The sequence below is a fragment of the Siminovitchia thermophila genome, assembly GCF_016909185.1.
Classification (GTDB): Bacteria; Bacillota; Bacilli; order Bacillales; family Bacillaceae_C; genus Siminovitchia; species Siminovitchia thermophila.
The window spans coordinates 335,239-350,564 of the sequence record NZ_JAFBFH010000001.1 but is presented as its reverse complement, the minus strand read 5'-3'; the positions used below and the strand labels follow the sequence as shown (position 1 = coordinate 350,564).

Genomic DNA, 15,326 nt, shown 5'->3' with positions numbered 1-15,326 from the left:
ATAACGAAATATGTGTCGGTAAATGCCGGCTCCAATCTGAATCTCAGGAGCACAGCGTCAACGCGTGGATCAGTTATCGGCAAATTGTCCAGAGGTACCCAAGTATCAGTGCTATCAGAATCCAACGGTTGGGCAAAAGTGACAGCAAACGGTAAGACAGGCTATGTAAGCAGTCAATACTTGTCAAGCCAGTCGGGTTCGGCCACTCCGAGTCCTTCTGCCCCAGGAAAAACGATAACGAAATATGTGTCGGTAAATGCCGGCTCCAATCTGAATCTCAGGAGCACAGCGTCAACGCGTGGATCAGTTATCGGCAAATTGTCCAGAGGGACCCAAGTGTCAGTGATCTCGGAATCCAACGGTTGGGCAAAAGTAACGGCAAACGGCAGGACCGGCTATGTAAGCAGTCAATACTTGTCAAGCCAGTCGGGTTCGGCCACTCCGAGTCCTTCTGCACCAGGCAAAGTGACAACGAAATATGTGTCGGTAAATGCCGGCTCTAACCTGAACCTGCGGAGCACAGCGTCAACGCGTGGATCAGTTATCGGCAAATTGTCCAGAGGTACCCAAGTATCAGTGCTATCGGAATCCAACGGCTGGGCAAAAGTAACGGCAAACGGCAAGACCGGCTATGTAAGCAGTCAATACTTGTCAAGCCAGTCGGGTGCGCCAACAGCGCCAACTCCGAGTCCTTCGGCCCCAGGAAAAACGATAACGAAATATGTCAATCATGCATCTATTTCTGGAATAAGCATGCACACGAAACCTTCATCACAGGCATCAGTCATGGTAAACATAGCCTCGGGAGTTCCAGTGCTTGTATACTCAGAAGAAAATGGATGGGCCAAAATTCGCGCCTATGGCAAGGATGGATATGTCCAGTCAAAATATCTCGCGGCTACACCTCCTGCTACAGGCGGTGGGCAAGATAACAATGCTCCCGGAGGACAGGTCAAATATGTAAACATAAATGCAGGATCAAATTTAAATTTGCGGTCATCGCCATCACTAAGTGCCTCGGTTATTGCAAAACTGGCCAATGGTACTGTCGTTAATTTTCTTTCTGAAAAAGATGGCTGGGCCAAAGTATCGGTGAACGGAAAAACCGGTTATGTGAGCTCACAATATTTATCCGCCAAATTGGATACACCACAAGAGAATGGTAAAGGATCCACAATGTATAGCAATTATGATCTGACGTTAGATGAAATGGTCAAGATTCAAATGGCGGCAAAGCCGCAGACCGACAAGAAATATCAAACATACATACGGGCAGATGCATTAAAAATGGATTCTCGTTCATCAGGAATTGTTCAAGGAAGCAACTGGAACGTAAGGGGCGGAGCCGGAACAAACTTTTGGACAGTAGGACAAGTTCAAAGGGGCACTCGTTTAAAAATCATTTCTTCTATAAAAGGTACAGACGGTCATACATGGTATCAGGTACAATATAATAAGACTTGGGTGAATGCAAGTCCAGATGATGTAAGATATTATGTGGACCCAAACAACTTTGTGAATGATCCGGTCAAGTCGCTGCAGTTTATCAATTTATCCAAACCTACACATATTCAAGCGACAGAAGTAAATCAAAATATTCTTTACAGAAAAGGAATATTAAGTGGAAAAGCTGCTGCTTTCATAAGAGCAGGACAGTTATACGGAGTTAACGAACTATATTTAATTTCCCATGCATTGTTGGAAACAGGCAACGGCTCTTCCAGATTGGCAAATGGTGTCAAAGTAAATGGAAGAACGGTCTATAATATGTACGGCATCGGTGCAAAAGATGGAGACGCAGTGGCAAAAGGCGCTCAATTTGCCTATAATGCAGGCTGGTTCACACCTGAAGATGCGATTATTGGCGGGGCAAAATTCATTGCACAAGGTTATATTGGCAAAGGCCAGAATACCATATATAAAATGAGATGGAACCCGGCGGCATCAGCTGCAAATGGAAGAGCCTCCCATCAATATGCAACGGATATCGGTTGGGCAGTAAAACAAATTAATCAAATTCATAATTTATATAGTCTACTAGGCTCTTATAAACTCATTTATGATATTCCGGTCTATAAAAAAATGTAGTTTCATTTCTACTTGGAAAAGACACTCACCTCAAACTGACGGTGAGTGTTTTCCTTCTATTGCTTTGCTGCTTTCATTTACACAACCTGCTCTTCTTAAAATAATTCACGTTTCTATTTTCAAGATATTTCATGGACAAACTCTCTCTCGTCTTGTAAACCAATGATAGATCAATGCTTTCTATAATCACTTTTTCTTGATGATCCGTTTTATTTAAGTAGTCACCATATGGTGAAATAATGGCACTTTCACCAAAATAAACAGATTGTTCTTCCAGGCCAACCTTATTGACGACTGCCAGAAAAAGCTGATTCTCCAATGCCCGGGCTCTCATCATAATTTTGTGATAGATTTGATAAGGAACAACATGCGCTGACAACACGACGATCATTTCAGCTCCATTTAAGGCATATATGCGTGACATTTCAGGGAATCCCGCATCAAAAGTCATCATTAATGCGATTTTTCCATCCTCCATGGTAAACAAGGGGCCTTCATTCCCCGCCGTAACTTGCCAACAAGTCTTTATTGCTGAACTTTTTGGGAATTGAGTGAAGGGTATGATGAGAGAGGTTTTCATTTTACTTCAAACAGTTTCCATGGACGATTTTAAGATCCATGATCATGCCTCCTTATGGGAATGCAAAATAACATTAAAATGCTTTTTTTCATCACGATTTCATCAAGTTTGGATTGTTATACAATCTCATTTTGTATGTGGCCGTCTCTCTTTTAACGAAAAAGCAAGCGCATGTAGACGAGTTATTTAACACGTTGCACTCCTATTCAGAAAACGCCAAACAAAAAAGTGAGATAGAAGAAACGACTCTTAAAGCATTGTAGAACCAAGGGGAAAGAACCCTGCTTTTGAAAAACATCCTGAAGGAGAGGGGAATCCCTTCAGGATTTTCCATTACACTTCTCTTCGAATCGCACCTAATACATCTATTTTTGTGGCGCGCTGCGCCGGCCTCCATCCGGAAAAAATGGTGACAATGAAGCAGATTGCCATACTGCTGATGGTTAATGTCCAGGGAATATACGAAAACAGAAGTCCTTCGGGAAAAGTCTCATCAAAAACATGTTCAAAAACGAGGGGAAAAGAAAAGTTAACGAGAGAACTGATTCCGTAAGCAACAACTGATCCGATAGCGGCACCGAGAAAGCCGATATAACTGCTTTCCAATAAAAATATACTTTTTATTGTTTTTGGCTTGGCCCCGATCGCTTTCATAATCCCAATGACCGGCGCCCGTTCTGTTACCACCATCGTCATCGTGTTATAAATTCCGATAGAAGCAATAATGATTGCGATTGTGCCGATAAAGAGTAAGCCTGTTTTTATAATCATAAATAGCCTGTTCACTTGCTTCATTTCATGAAGGATGGAGTAGGTGATATAGCTGTCAGCATCCAGCTTTTCAAGAATATCGGACACCGCTTGAGCGTTTTTTGTGTAAATTTTTACACTGTCATACGTTTTTTCTTTTGCTCTATTTTTTTCTGGATTGCCACGGGGAGTTCCGGTGAATTTTTCAACCTCTTGTAAAATGGTTTCAGAAATATACACATTCGAGATGCTCAGCCAGTCTTTTGCGGGTTTTTTGGCAACCCCGACAATCGTAAGGGGAAATACCGCTCTCGATTCTTGTCCATCATTGATTTTGAGCACTTCCATATCCACTGTTTTCCCAACTACACCGTCTTTATAAGCAAAATCGCTCTTTAAAGTCCCGTCTTTATGATAAGGGGCGACAGCATCTGGAGCCTTGTGTGACAAGTCTTTTGAAAACGCGTGGCTAACGATGATTTCATTGTCCTTTTCCGGAAGCCTTCCTTCAGAGAGTTTGAACCCGGCTTTTAGTTCTGAAGGGAAGTGGGTGACGAAAGCTTCGGCAGAAGCAGTGAATTCTCCAATTGTAAAAGAGGGAGTTTGTTGTAAATTTTGCCTGCGTGTCACGACTTTCACATTTTCCAGCGCTTCGAAATATTCAATATGCCTGTCCGTCAATTGATCAATGCTTCCCGCTTCATTTTCCTTTCCATTGACATCAATTTCCGTCACAAGCCGGCCTTCCAGCATTTCTTTTATTATAGCTTTATGAAGTCCAAAGCCTACAGACGCCAGGACAATCAAAAATGCACACCCAATCGCTGTTGCTACAATCGTCATGAACATCTGTCTCTTATTCTTTTTCATATTTTGTTTAACAAATCGGAATTGATCTTTCAAACTCATGGAAGAACACCCTCCATCATTTTGCCATCCGCCATTTCGAGAATCCGACTTCCCATTTGCGCCACCTTTTTATCATGGGTGATGACTAAAAAAGTAATACCAAGTTCATTATTCAGTTCTTTCATAAACATCAGCAAGTCATCTTCCGTATCACTGTCCAAACTTCCAGTCGGTTCATCGGCAAGGATCAGAGGGGGATTGACAACAAGCGCGCGTGCGATACTGACACGCTGCTGCTGGCCTCCCGATAACTCACTGGGATAGTGAGACTTGTATGTAAGTAAACCAACCCTTTCCAATGCTTCATCCACTTTCATACTTCGTTCGGCTTCCGGCATTCCTTTTAATATAAGCGGCAGTTCGACATTTTGAAAGACGGTCATGCTTAGGATCAATTGAAAGTTTTGGAAAATAAAACCGATATGGTGGAGGCGGAATTCGGCAAACCGAGTCTCATTCAAATTTGTAACGAACGTTCCTGCAATTTTCACCTCGCCCCGGTTTGGTTTCAGGAAGCCGCTTATGATATTCAGCAACGTAGATTTCCCTGAACCGCTCCTGCCCGCAATGGCAACCAGCTCACCTTTTTTTACTGAAAAGGATATATCTTTCAGCACGTGAATTTTTTGCCTTGTACCTTTTCTCCCCACCCGAAAAGCATGACATAGATTTTTAACCTCAATCATCCTGATCCCGTCCTTTGAAAAATGCATTTATCTATTAGACGATCGAAAAGCAAGAAATACTACATAAAATATTTGTAAATATTTTTTCCAGCTGCCGCAAAGGATAATGGTTAAGGGAGATGATGTAATGAACGCCGTTTTGCAAGCTGCCATTATCCTGATGGCAGCAATCTTGTTGTTACGGTTATCCGGAAGAAAATCAATTGCCCAAATGACCTTGCCTCAAACGACTGTCATGCTGGCGGTCGGGACTATTCTCGTCCATCCGATCACGAATAAAGGTATGGTAAATACATTCATCGTCATTGCAACGTTTGTGGCCATATTGCTGCTGTTAGAATTTTTACAGGTAAAAATAAATGGAGTTGAAAAATTATTGACGGGAAAGTCCAAAATTGTCATTCAAGACGGGGTTTTGAATGTGGCTGAATTAAAAAAGATGAGGATGACGGTTGACCAGTTGGAGATGAGGCTCCGAACGAGTGGAATTGACAAAATCGGAGATATAAAAACAGCCACAATTGAACCGAATGGTCAATTGGGCTATGAGCTAATGGAAGATGCCAAACCGTTGACCGCAGGCGAATTCAAAAAGTGGATGGACGTTTATTTGCAAAGTAATCATAGTGACCCGGCAACGAGTCAACAGACCGACAATCTATTTAAAGAAATTCAAGACAATGACAAGAAAAATCCCAAATATCTTCAGTGACAAAATGCAGTGTGCAGTCAATCACCCTGCATTTTTTAGTTGGACAAAGAACCTATTGCAACAATCAAGCTCTGCTACATGAATGTAAGAGGTCGATTCGTATCAACCAGAAGCATCCGAAGGCAGTGAGAAATACGGCCGGATACAGCGGTCAATGGCTCCACGACATAAATGGTGTCAGGGATTCCGGAAAGAAAAAACGCATAAAGAAGGCAATCTGCCTTGAACATAGGTGAATGGTATAGAAAATAGAGATAGTCATAATAAAAACTGCAAGAGTCATAAACACCTTCCGCGGCTGAAAAATTAAGAAAGCCGCCACCGCCCATCGCTGTTAAAAAAGCAAGGAGGATCAGAAATTTGCCTGTTTTTTTGTCCGAGATTTGTCCAAAAGCCGACGGCGGGAAAAAAGACAGCTGAAAAAATAGGATGTACGTCGAATGCTTGAACAAAAAAGGAGGGGACAATCACTGCCGAAATAAGCGAAAGGTACGAAATGAACGGAAGGGCTGTCACATCATCCCGTCATAGACCGAAGTATCTTGATGACCATTCCATAAACGGTTTACTCTATTCAACTTGGAAAAAAAGCCTTATGATATGGTAAAGGAGGCTGTTGTGATGAGGGGGAGAGTCATTTTACGAAAAAAATTGCCTGTTTTCCTTATCATACTCATTGTCGGGTGCTATATCTCGGTCTTTACGATATCCGCACATGACAAAAATCAGGACGCGCGTCTCATGACAGATGTAGGACGTCTCGTTCCCACTGATGTAAAAGAAGTCATTCAGGGGCGGGAAGAAGACCAGATCAAAGACATTTTACAGGAGGCTAACGAGAAAGATCTAACAGTTTCCATTGCCGGGAAACAGCATAGCCAAGGTGGTCATACATATTATAAAGATGCGGTAGTCTTGGATATGACAACTTTTAATCAAGTGATTAGAGTAGATAAGGAAAAAAAGATAGTTACCGTTCAAAGCGGCGCCACATGGGCCGATGTACAGGAAGCAATCAATCCATATGGATTATCAGTCAAAACAATGCAGGCGCCCAATATTTTTACCATTGGCGGGTCTATGAGCGTCAACGTGCACGGCCGGGATATTCGTTACGGTCCCCTTATTGACAGCATTCGGTCTTTTCGGCTTATGAAAGTGGACGGGGAAATTGTGAATGTCAGCCGGACAGAAAATGAAGAGCTGTTTCGCCTTGTAAATGGCGGGTACGGCTTGTTCGGGATCATATTGGACGTGGATATTGAATTGACAGATGATGTTTTATACCGGTCGGTCCATGAATGGATAGATTATCGCGAATATCCGACATATTTTAAAGAAAAGGTATTGGCGAATCCTGAAATCGAGATGCATAACGCAAGGATTTCTGTTGCTCCAAAGCACTTTTTAACGGAAATGTACGCGACTAATTATCATCGTGTAAAAGGGAAGTCATTGGCAGATTACAATGAATTACAGGATGAAGAATATGTTCGCCGCAACAAATTTGCTTTTGGACTTTCCAGAAGGTTTGATTGGGGAAAAAACTTTGTCTGGTATGTGCAAAAGCAAGCTTTTAAAGATGGAAAAGAAGAATGGATTTCACGCAATAATGTCATGCGGCCGGAAGTTCAATTTTTGGAATATAATGGAAAAAATGATGCGGATATCCTTCAGGAATATTTCGTTCCAGTCGATGATTTTCCATTGTTTATTGATCGGCTCAGAGAAATCCTTTCTCATAATGAATTGAACGTCCTGAATATTACCGTGCGGTATGTTCCGAAAAATGATGAAGCGTTTTTGTCCTATGCACCAAACGAGGATATGTTCTCACTCGTATTTTTCATCAATCAAGGGCTATCCCAAAAGGATATTGATCAAACAGGGAAAGCCGTGAGAGAAATAATTGACCTGACATTGGAATTGGATGGCTCTTACTATTTGCCTTATTATCATTATCCGACAAAAAGGCAAATGCAAGAAGCTTATCCGCATGCCAAAGAATTTTTTGACAAAAAAAGAGCCTATGACCCGGAGGAACGTTTTATGAATGAATTTTATGAGGAATACGGTCAATGAGATGGATCGTCTTTTCACAGAGTGCGACAGTCCTTGGGAGCAGCCTTGTATTTCCGTTTTATTTAATTTTCATCAAAGAAGTCGGCGGCAGTTTTTTCCAATATGGCATTTCTTACGGACTGTTTACGATTAGTTCTGCTTTTGTTCATTTAATGATTGGAAAATGGTCTGACAGGACAGAAAGAAAATGGCTGCTGCTCATCAATAGTTGGGGCATGGCCTTTTTATTGTTGTTTTTTCCATTGGTTGTTCATGTATGGCAAGTATATATACTGCAAATTTTTCTTGGAGTTGTCGGCGCCATGCAAAAGACTGGCGAAAAGGCAATTCTCGGGGATTTTACTGACGAAACAAACAGGGGGGCCGCCATCGGAAACTATCATTTTTGGACGACGGTCTTTGCGGGTCTTGCTGTCATGCTTGGCGGCCTCATGATTGATCTGTTTACGCTTGATATCATTTTTTATGTCAGTTCTCTCATTCTTTTTATAAGCGGTTTTTTTATTTTGAAAATTGCTGAATCATGAAAAAGGTAAAGATCACAAAACGACCTGATTTGGCGAACTGGGCTTTGCCTAATTCTTTTTATATCAACCATGACTTGCCCTATCCTAAGCCATGATAAGTTGGCCAATGCGATATTAGCCGTTGCATCACGCAACTGTTGTCACAATTATGGGCGGTTCCTATCATTTGATGGATCATTTAACGAAAGAGTCCGAGTGGTTTTGTACATTCTTAAACAAGCGAGTTTTGTTGACAGATGAAAAATTATTATACTCTAAGGGATTCAAGATGATCGGGAAATTGAATATCAGGTGGCAATAGAGCTTGCCAATTATACATTGATTCATCTCCAACTTTTCTCTTGATTTTATTGAAAGATAAACAAGCATTTTCTAAAGTGACCATCGGGTTTGAAAAGCAGCGATCAATAAATACGCCGCTCCCCGATGGACCATATGTCCATATATTTTGATTTAAGATGTTAGGCCTCGTTAAACCACGATTACTCATGGATCGCTCAAACTGTTCTCACAAGGAAAAAGCTCAATTTAATGAAATCAACAAGCTATCATGTATTTTTTTCACTCAAATCACTCTCACCCCGCCTTGTCTGACATTGAAGCTACCGAACTCAATAAATTGTCAAACTCGAGCAATATTATAGGAGTACTAATTATGATCTTTTGCCCCCCCTTGTCGGTTGCGAAAAATACAAATATTCCGATATTTATTAAAGAAATTCCGGAAACAGGGAGATAATTGCGAAAAAACCGGATAGTACAAAGGATCTTATAAAAATTTTTTGAAATTCCCACTCTATTTTCTTTTTGAATCGCTGATTCACTCGAATGAAGCTCCTCTATGGACGGCATAATGATACAATAATCAAGGCTTGAATAAATTTTACATAATACTGTAGGGAAATCCAGGTGCCCTGCGTCTATATAGGTGACGTACGTTTGAAAGGGGGGGAGAGAAGGATTGGATGATCAGCTCATTGAAAAAATCAAGAGCGGAAATGACCATGCGTTCCGGATACTCGTTGAGAAATACCGGAATCTGGTTTTTCATACTGCATATGGCGTTTTGCGCAATGAAAAAGATGCGGAAGACGCCGCGCAAGAAGTATTTCTTAAAATCTATACTTCTCTCCCCCAATATGAGAAGCAAGGTTTTACAACGTGGGTTACCAGAATTGCTGTCAATCATGCCATTGATATCAAAAGAAAGAAAACGCGAAGACATGAAGAAATGAATGTTGAATATGAGGAAAAGAGTCATGCCCCGCCTGGAGAAAGTGTTGAACTACTTGTGATCCAACGTGAAAGGAAACGGCTTATCCGCAAAAGACTGAATGAACTTCCCGACAATTACAGGGACGTTGTGGAAGGTTTTTACATAAAAGAACAGACCTATGAAGAACTGGCTGAAAAACTGGATGTAAAATTGAAAACGGTCGAAGTAAGATTGTACAGGGCAAGGCAATGGATGAAAAAGCACTGGAAGGAGGATGATTTTTCATGAACCACCAGACGTATGGGCAATGGCTCCATTATGCCAAAGACGAACTTGATGAAGAATTGCGTGTTCAATATGAAAACCATCTATACAGCTGCGACCACTGCCTCGAGCTGTACGTAAAAGCCGTTGAGGAAGCGGATTATCCTTCTCTCGCTGATTCTGTTGGAGCAAGCTTTTCCGACTCGGTGATGAAACATATTGAAAAGCCGAAAGAAGTGCCGCGGGAAAAAGCGGGCGGCAATATAAAGAAGCAAACATTAATGCATTACGGGGTGGCTGCTGCCATGACGGTTTTGCTAATGTCTACCGGGGCATTCTCACAATTGGTGAACATAGCCAGTACCTTTGCCGCCAACGAGGATCGTTCCATCGTGAATGGCTTTTTGCAAAACACTGATTCCATTACTGAAAAAATTGAAACCACCCTTGAGGAGGAAAATAAAGATGAATAAAAATCCGATCATTGCATTTTTGCTCGCCTTCTTTCCGGGCGGGGGGCTCATGTATCTCGGAAAAGTATTACGCGGGCTTTTTTATACGGCTATCGTATTTGGCTTTCCGGTCCTTTCAGTGGTGGCGACCGGTGTTACTAACAGTGATTTTTTCCTTGTATTTGCTTTTGGCGGGCTGATCATGTATATCATCAATTTTGTTGATACGACGATCACCGCCTCAAAGCTATACAATCCAAACGAAGTGCCAGCCGACGGGCAATTGATGGAAAAGACACCGGATTCGGAACGTTTTTTTGCCATCATTCTCTCTTTCGTGCCCGGGCTTGGCCACTTTCAACTAGGATTGGTTTACAGGGGGGTAACACTGCTTGCCATCTTTATCGGGCTGGCTGTTATGGTGCTTTTCGTGGCCATGATGTCAGGATATGGTGAATTTCTCATTTTCCTGGGGGCACTTCCGCTCATTTGGATTTATGGATTTTTTGATATCATGCAATTACTTGAACGGAAACAGAAAGGGGAAACACTTGAGGACATCTCCGTTTTGGAAGACTTAGAAAAGCGGAGGGCGGGCGGCAAAAAAAGCAAATCAGTAGCTGCGTTGCTTTCTATCATGCCGGGGGCGGGGCACCTGTATCTTGGCCTGCAAAAACGCGGAATTCAACTTATGGCTGCCTTTTTGTTCTCCATCTATATATTGGATGTGTTAAGCCTGGGGCTTTTCCTCTTTATCATTCCGATCATTTGGTTTTACAGCTTTTTTGACAGCATGCAAAAAGCCGCTCTATACGGTACCGGGGAAGTAGAGGATGAGCCACTCGTATCATATCTGGCCAATCACCAGAAATGGCTTGGTTTAGGGTTAATTGTTCTTGGTTTCTACTACCTGGTTATGAACATTTTTATTCCGTTAGCTGAGCCGGCACTTGAAGAATTTCTAAATACGAACTTTTACGATTTTGTCTACGGTTATCTCCAGCAGGCGATTCTTTGCCTGATTCTCATCGGAGGCGGAATTAAGGTATTAATGGGAAAAAAATCAAGCGCGACAGCCAAAGAGGGGGATGCGAAATGAGAATGTGTAGAGTTGGCTCATTTTCCATGGGGGCTGCCCTATTATTATTGGGCTTGTTCCTTTTATTAACCCAGGTTTTCCAATGGGATCCCGGATATGTATTATTGTCCTGGTGGCCAACGCTGCTTATCATTTTAGGTCTTGAGATCCTCATTTATTTGAGAATAGCGAAAAAGGAAAATGCTGTAGTCCAATATGATTTTATTAGCATCATTTTTATCGGTTTAATCGGAACGGCAGGTATTGCCATGGTGCTGGCCCATTCAACAGGTATATTGGCGGTGGCGGAGCAAGTCATGAAGGCGGAAGTGAGAACGGAGAATTTGCCGAAATATGAGGAAACCTCCTTGGTGGGGGTCAAACGAATCGTTGTGGATTCCTGGTCCTACCCGCTTAACATCGAAGGTACTCAAGAGCAACACGTTTCACTATTTGGAACATATGAAGAAGAAAAGGCAAATGAAACTTCCTCGCCCTCAATAAAAGAAGTTTCAGATTACGCACTCGTTGAAAAAAAAGGCGACACCTTATTTATCAAAATGAAGGAGCTTCCGTATCATCGGTTTTCCGAACATTTGACCGCCGAAGCAACATTACTCGTGCCAGCGGGAATGAAGTTGGAAGTAAATGCAGAAAACCATATGATCAAAGCCAGCCCCCGGCAAATGGAAAACGATTGGAAAATCAAGGGAGCAGGGGTTGTTGAAGTGAAAGCGGAAAAATCGGCAAACATGAATATTTCCGTTCAAAACATTCACAGTCTCGGACAAGGAGACTGGGAAAATGTCCAAGATAAAAGCAACGAAAGAGAAAATAGGGGAGAGTATGGCCCTCTTTCAGCTACTATGACGATTGGAAAAGGCGCACACACGCTAACAATCGTCGGAGCTGGTGCAGTGAATGTCCACTAAGTAGATTTTCTGGAGAAAAAAAGGTATGATTGTTGAGGAAAGATCTTTCGAAAAAATCTTCTTACAATATATTTCAGGAATTTTTGGTTGTTAGCTGATGAAGGATGGATGTACATGAAAAGAGCACGAATAATTTATAATCCCACAGCCGGGCGAGAAATCTTTAAACGCCATATTGCCGAAGTCCTTCAAAAACTGGAAATGGCCGGCTATGAAACTTCTTGCCACGCAACAACTGGTGCGGGCGACGCGAAAAAAGCTGCACGTGTAGCTGTAGAAAGAAAGTATGATGTTGTCATCTGTGCGGGCGGGGATGGAACGATCAATGAAGTGGTCAACGGCCTTGCGGAGCAGGATTACCGCCCAAAATTGGGAGTGATCCCTACGGGAACAACGAATGACTTCGCCCGTGCTTTGCAAATGCCCCGGGATATTGAAGCCGCCGTCGATATCATTACGGCTGGCCATACGATCCCAATTGACATAGGCAAGATGAATGACAGTTATTTTATAAATATTGCCGGAGGCGGAAGACTGACCGAACTGACGTATGAAGTACCTGCCAAATTGAAAACGGTCCTTGGACAGCTTGCCTATTACTTAAAAGGCATCGAAATGCTGCCATCCATTCGTTCCTCAGAAGTGAGCATCGAATATGACGGGAAACTGTTTGAAGGGGAAATCATGTTATTTCTGGTCGCGCTGACAAATTCCGTTGGCGGGTTTGAAAAGCTGGCGCCGGACTCTTCCATTAACGATGGCTTGTTTACATTGCTTATCTTGAAAAAAACAAATCTGGCCGAGTTTATCAGGATTGCAACACTCGCACTCCGGGGAGAACATATCAACGATCCCAATTTAATTTATTCAAAAGCAAACCATATCAAAGTCAAGTCGAAAGAAAAAATGCAATTAAACATTGATGGAGAATATGGAGGACTTTTGCCAGCCGAGTTTAACAACTTGTACAGGCATTTGGAAGTATTTGTTCCCATTGATGACATCAGACCTGAAGACAAGGCAGAGTAAATGGTAATAGAAAAGCAGCTCCTTTTGCCCACCGTGACGATCGCCAAACGGTTTAGTGCAAGCAGCTGCTTTCTATCACATTCACATTCTTGTTTACGATAAAAGTTTATATAAATATAGTTCGTTAATCGGCTTTCCGTTGACCATCAGTGAATGGACCCTTTCGCCCTCAACTTCAAAGCCAAGCTTTTTATATAATTTGTAAGCCTTTTCATTGTGTTTTATCATTGTAAGGCCGAGTCGGGTCACCCCAACTTCTTTCGCCCACCGGAAAGCCTCCTTCAACATTTTTTCGGCAACACCTTTTCCGCGGTGTTCCTCTACAACTCCGGTTACAATACGGGCAGAATGCTGGTTTCTTGTTGTTGTCCCGCCGAGGACCATCACATAACCGACCAGTCTATCCTCTTCTTCGGATACAATGATTGTAGAATTGCTTTGCAGAAGAATTTTTTCAATGCGTTGTTCTTCCTGTTCTATGCTCGTTTTTCTTTCTCCAGGATCAAACAACATCATATTGGAAGAATCGATGCTTACAAGTAAATGAGTAAACTGCTCGGCGTCCTCCAGGCGGATATGCCTGATGTTCATAGGCGTCATTCCTACTTTCTATTTCAAATTTTATTTACCGCTTTTTTCGGAATAAAACCCGATGAGAAGCGCGATCGAAGCTGCAGCCATACACCCCATAGCCAAAATAAGCCAGAAAAGAATCAAGTCTAAATTGGTCATACTTCTGGCGAAAATAATAAATCCAATTCCCAAGGCTACTCCCGCAAAAAATAAGATCGAACCTGTCGTATATCTTTTCCCTTTTTGGATATTTCTTTTTGTTTGTTTAACCCCCCAAGCAGTTAAAATTCCGATAATTATAAATGCTAACATCATAGTCCATAAACCGCTGGACATACTAACTCCCCCATTTCACCAGTTCTATTTTACCATAATTTACGGAATCTCGCAGTTTTCCCTTTTTTGCAGTAGTAAAAACGGCGGAGAAACAAAATTTCATGTGACATGTGTTGAGATTGGCTATGAACAACAGTAGAATATACATTGGAGAATTTAAAAAGAAAGGAAGCTTTCATGAAAAAGATCATAATCAGTGGGATGTTGTTTGGGATGCTGCTGCTGGCGGCCTGTTCACAGTCAGGGAAAGAAAAACCACAAGATGATTCAAATAAAGATCAACAAGTCGCTGCTGCGGATATTCGCGAAGAAACGAGCGGGACAACGGTGCTTCCCGAGTTTTTAAAAGAAAAGCCGGAAGACATGCAAACGATTTATAAAGCGGCGGCACTTAACAAAGATTTATTAGAGAAAATGCCTTGTTATTGCGGCTGCGGAGATTCTGTCGGGCATAAAGACAATTATGATTGCTTTGTTCATGAAAATAAGGAAAATGGTGCAGTCGTATGGGATGATCACGGTACAAAATGCATCGTTTGCCTGGAAATTGCCGCAAAAGCGGTGATGGATTTTCAGGAAGGAAAACCCATAAAGGAAATACGTTCTGAAATTGATCAAAAATATAAAGAAGGTTATGCAGAACCAACACCGACAGAAGAAGCATAATGTAAAGATGTGGGAGTCTGGGACACAAATAAATCAGCTGATGAAATAAAGAATAATAAAGTGAAACTTCATTCAGTAGGGCTCCTACTGAATGTTAGTTGAACGAATCGGGCATTTAGGTGCCGTTTTCACACACTTAGACCTTTTGTATTCATTCAAGATTTTGAAGTGGGAGTCCTACGGCTTTGCTTGTGTCCCATACTCTTCTGTTTATTGTAGAAAAAAGCCGTGAAAAAGCGGCCGCACGCTATGTTATGTATGGGTTCATCGACTCAGCATGTTGTGAGCCACTCTTCCACCATCCCGGGCAGATCATTGCATGTAAAATCGGATAAACTTTACCAAAAAAATGACCATAAAACAAAAGCGGATGAAACATCATTCCGCTTTTTTTGTGTGTAAGTGTGCCGTTTCATCGATGCTTACGGTCAATTTATAACGAAACG

The 15,326-nt window shown here is 42.0% G+C and carries 15 protein-coding genes; 10 read left to right on the top strand and 5 right to left on the bottom strand.

All coding sequences use genetic code 11. From position 1 onward, the window contains the following. On the top strand, window positions 1-2,088 hold a 2,088-nt coding region (locus JOC94_RS01580), incomplete at its 5' end, for an SH3 domain-containing protein (RefSeq protein WP_205178075.1). Window positions 2,089-2,161: 73 nt separating this feature from the next. On the opposite strand, the gene JOC94_RS01575 is transcribed toward JOC94_RS01580, so the two are convergent. The 3 genes from JOC94_RS01575 to JOC94_RS01565 form a co-directional block, all read right to left on the bottom strand. After that, entirely contained in the window at window positions 2,162-2,668 is a 507-nt protein-coding gene (locus JOC94_RS01575) for a carbon-nitrogen hydrolase family protein (protein WP_083717309.1), read from the bottom strand. Window positions 2,669-3,001: 333 nt separating this feature from the next. After that, window positions 3,002-4,327 (bottom strand): ABC transporter permease, encoded by a 1,326-nt coding sequence (locus JOC94_RS01570; RefSeq protein ID WP_077110046.1) that lies wholly within the window; start codon window positions 4,325-4,327, stop codon window positions 3,002-3,004. Continuing rightward, window positions 4,324-5,013 (bottom strand): ABC transporter ATP-binding protein, encoded by a 690-nt coding sequence (locus JOC94_RS01565; RefSeq protein WP_077110047.1) that lies wholly within the window; start codon window positions 5,011-5,013, stop codon window positions 4,324-4,326. Before JOC94_RS01565 ends, JOC94_RS01570 begins: the two co-directional genes overlap by 4 nt. A 127-nt stretch (window positions 5,014-5,140) precedes the next feature. On the opposite strand from JOC94_RS01565, the gene JOC94_RS01560 reads away from it, so the two are divergent. The 8 genes from JOC94_RS01560 (at window position 5,141) to JOC94_RS01525 (ending at window position 13,305) form a co-directional block, all read left to right on the top strand. Further along, window positions 5,141-5,725 carry a DUF421 domain-containing protein gene (locus JOC94_RS01560; RefSeq protein WP_077110048.1) on the top strand — a complete coding sequence of 195 codons (585 nt, stop codon included), beginning with the start codon at window positions 5,141-5,143 and terminating at the stop codon, window positions 5,723-5,725. A gap of 621 nt (window positions 5,726-6,346) precedes the next feature. Further along, window positions 6,347-7,807 carry an FAD-binding protein gene (locus tag JOC94_RS01555; protein ID WP_077110050.1) on the top strand — a complete coding sequence of 487 codons (1,461 nt, stop codon included), beginning with the start codon at window positions 6,347-6,349 and terminating at the stop codon, window positions 7,805-7,807. After that, on the top strand, window positions 7,804-8,334 hold the full coding sequence (locus JOC94_RS01550) for an MFS transporter (protein WP_077110051.1): 531 nt from the start codon (window positions 7,804-7,806) through the stop codon (window positions 8,332-8,334). The genes JOC94_RS01555 and JOC94_RS01550 overlap by 4 nt, the downstream gene beginning before the upstream one ends. A gap of 961 nt (window positions 8,335-9,295) precedes the next feature. After that, the gene (locus JOC94_RS01545; protein ID WP_077110079.1) at window positions 9,296-9,838 is read left to right on the top strand and encodes an RNA polymerase sigma factor; all 543 of its coding nucleotides are present in this window, start codon (window positions 9,296-9,298) and stop codon (window positions 9,836-9,838) included. After that, window positions 9,835-10,287, top strand: coding sequence for an anti-sigma factor family protein (locus tag JOC94_RS01540; protein WP_077110052.1), 453 nt, complete (start codon window positions 9,835-9,837; stop codon window positions 10,285-10,287). The genes JOC94_RS01545 and JOC94_RS01540 overlap by 4 nt, the downstream gene beginning before the upstream one ends. After that, window positions 10,280-11,365, top strand: a complete 1,086-nt coding sequence (locus JOC94_RS01535) for a hypothetical protein (protein WP_077110053.1) — start codon at window positions 10,280-10,282, stop codon at window positions 11,363-11,365. Before JOC94_RS01540 ends, JOC94_RS01535 begins: the two co-directional genes overlap by 8 nt. Next, on the top strand, window positions 11,362-12,276 hold the full coding sequence (locus tag JOC94_RS01530; RefSeq protein ID WP_205178073.1) for a hypothetical protein: 915 nt from the start codon (window positions 11,362-11,364) through the stop codon (window positions 12,274-12,276). The genes JOC94_RS01535 and JOC94_RS01530 overlap by 4 nt, the downstream gene beginning before the upstream one ends. 114 nt (window positions 12,277-12,390) lie before the next feature. Beyond that, window positions 12,391-13,305 carry a diacylglycerol kinase gene (locus JOC94_RS01525; RefSeq protein WP_077110055.1) on the top strand — a complete coding sequence of 305 codons (915 nt, stop codon included), beginning with the start codon at window positions 12,391-12,393 and terminating at the stop codon, window positions 13,303-13,305. A gap of 93 nt (window positions 13,306-13,398) precedes the next feature. Here JOC94_RS01525 and JOC94_RS01520 read toward each other — a convergent pair whose 3' ends face one another. Together JOC94_RS01520 and JOC94_RS01515 are read right to left on the bottom strand one after the other, a co-directional pair. Then, entirely contained in the window at window positions 13,399-13,896 is a 498-nt protein-coding gene (locus JOC94_RS01520; RefSeq protein ID WP_077110056.1) for a GNAT family N-acetyltransferase, read from the bottom strand. Window positions 13,897-13,926: 30 nt separating this feature from the next. Continuing rightward, a complete protein-coding gene (locus tag JOC94_RS01515; RefSeq protein ID WP_077110057.1) occupies window positions 13,927-14,214 on the bottom strand; it encodes a hypothetical protein in 288 nt (95 codons plus the stop codon). A gap of 177 nt (window positions 14,215-14,391) precedes the next feature. Here JOC94_RS01515 and JOC94_RS01510 point away from each other — a divergent pair, with 177 nt between their 5' ends. After that, window positions 14,392-14,880 carry a PCYCGC motif-containing (lipo)protein gene (locus tag JOC94_RS01510; protein WP_077110058.1) on the top strand — a complete coding sequence of 163 codons (489 nt, stop codon included), beginning with the start codon at window positions 14,392-14,394 and terminating at the stop codon, window positions 14,878-14,880. Window positions 14,881-15,326 lie beyond the last annotated feature (446 nt).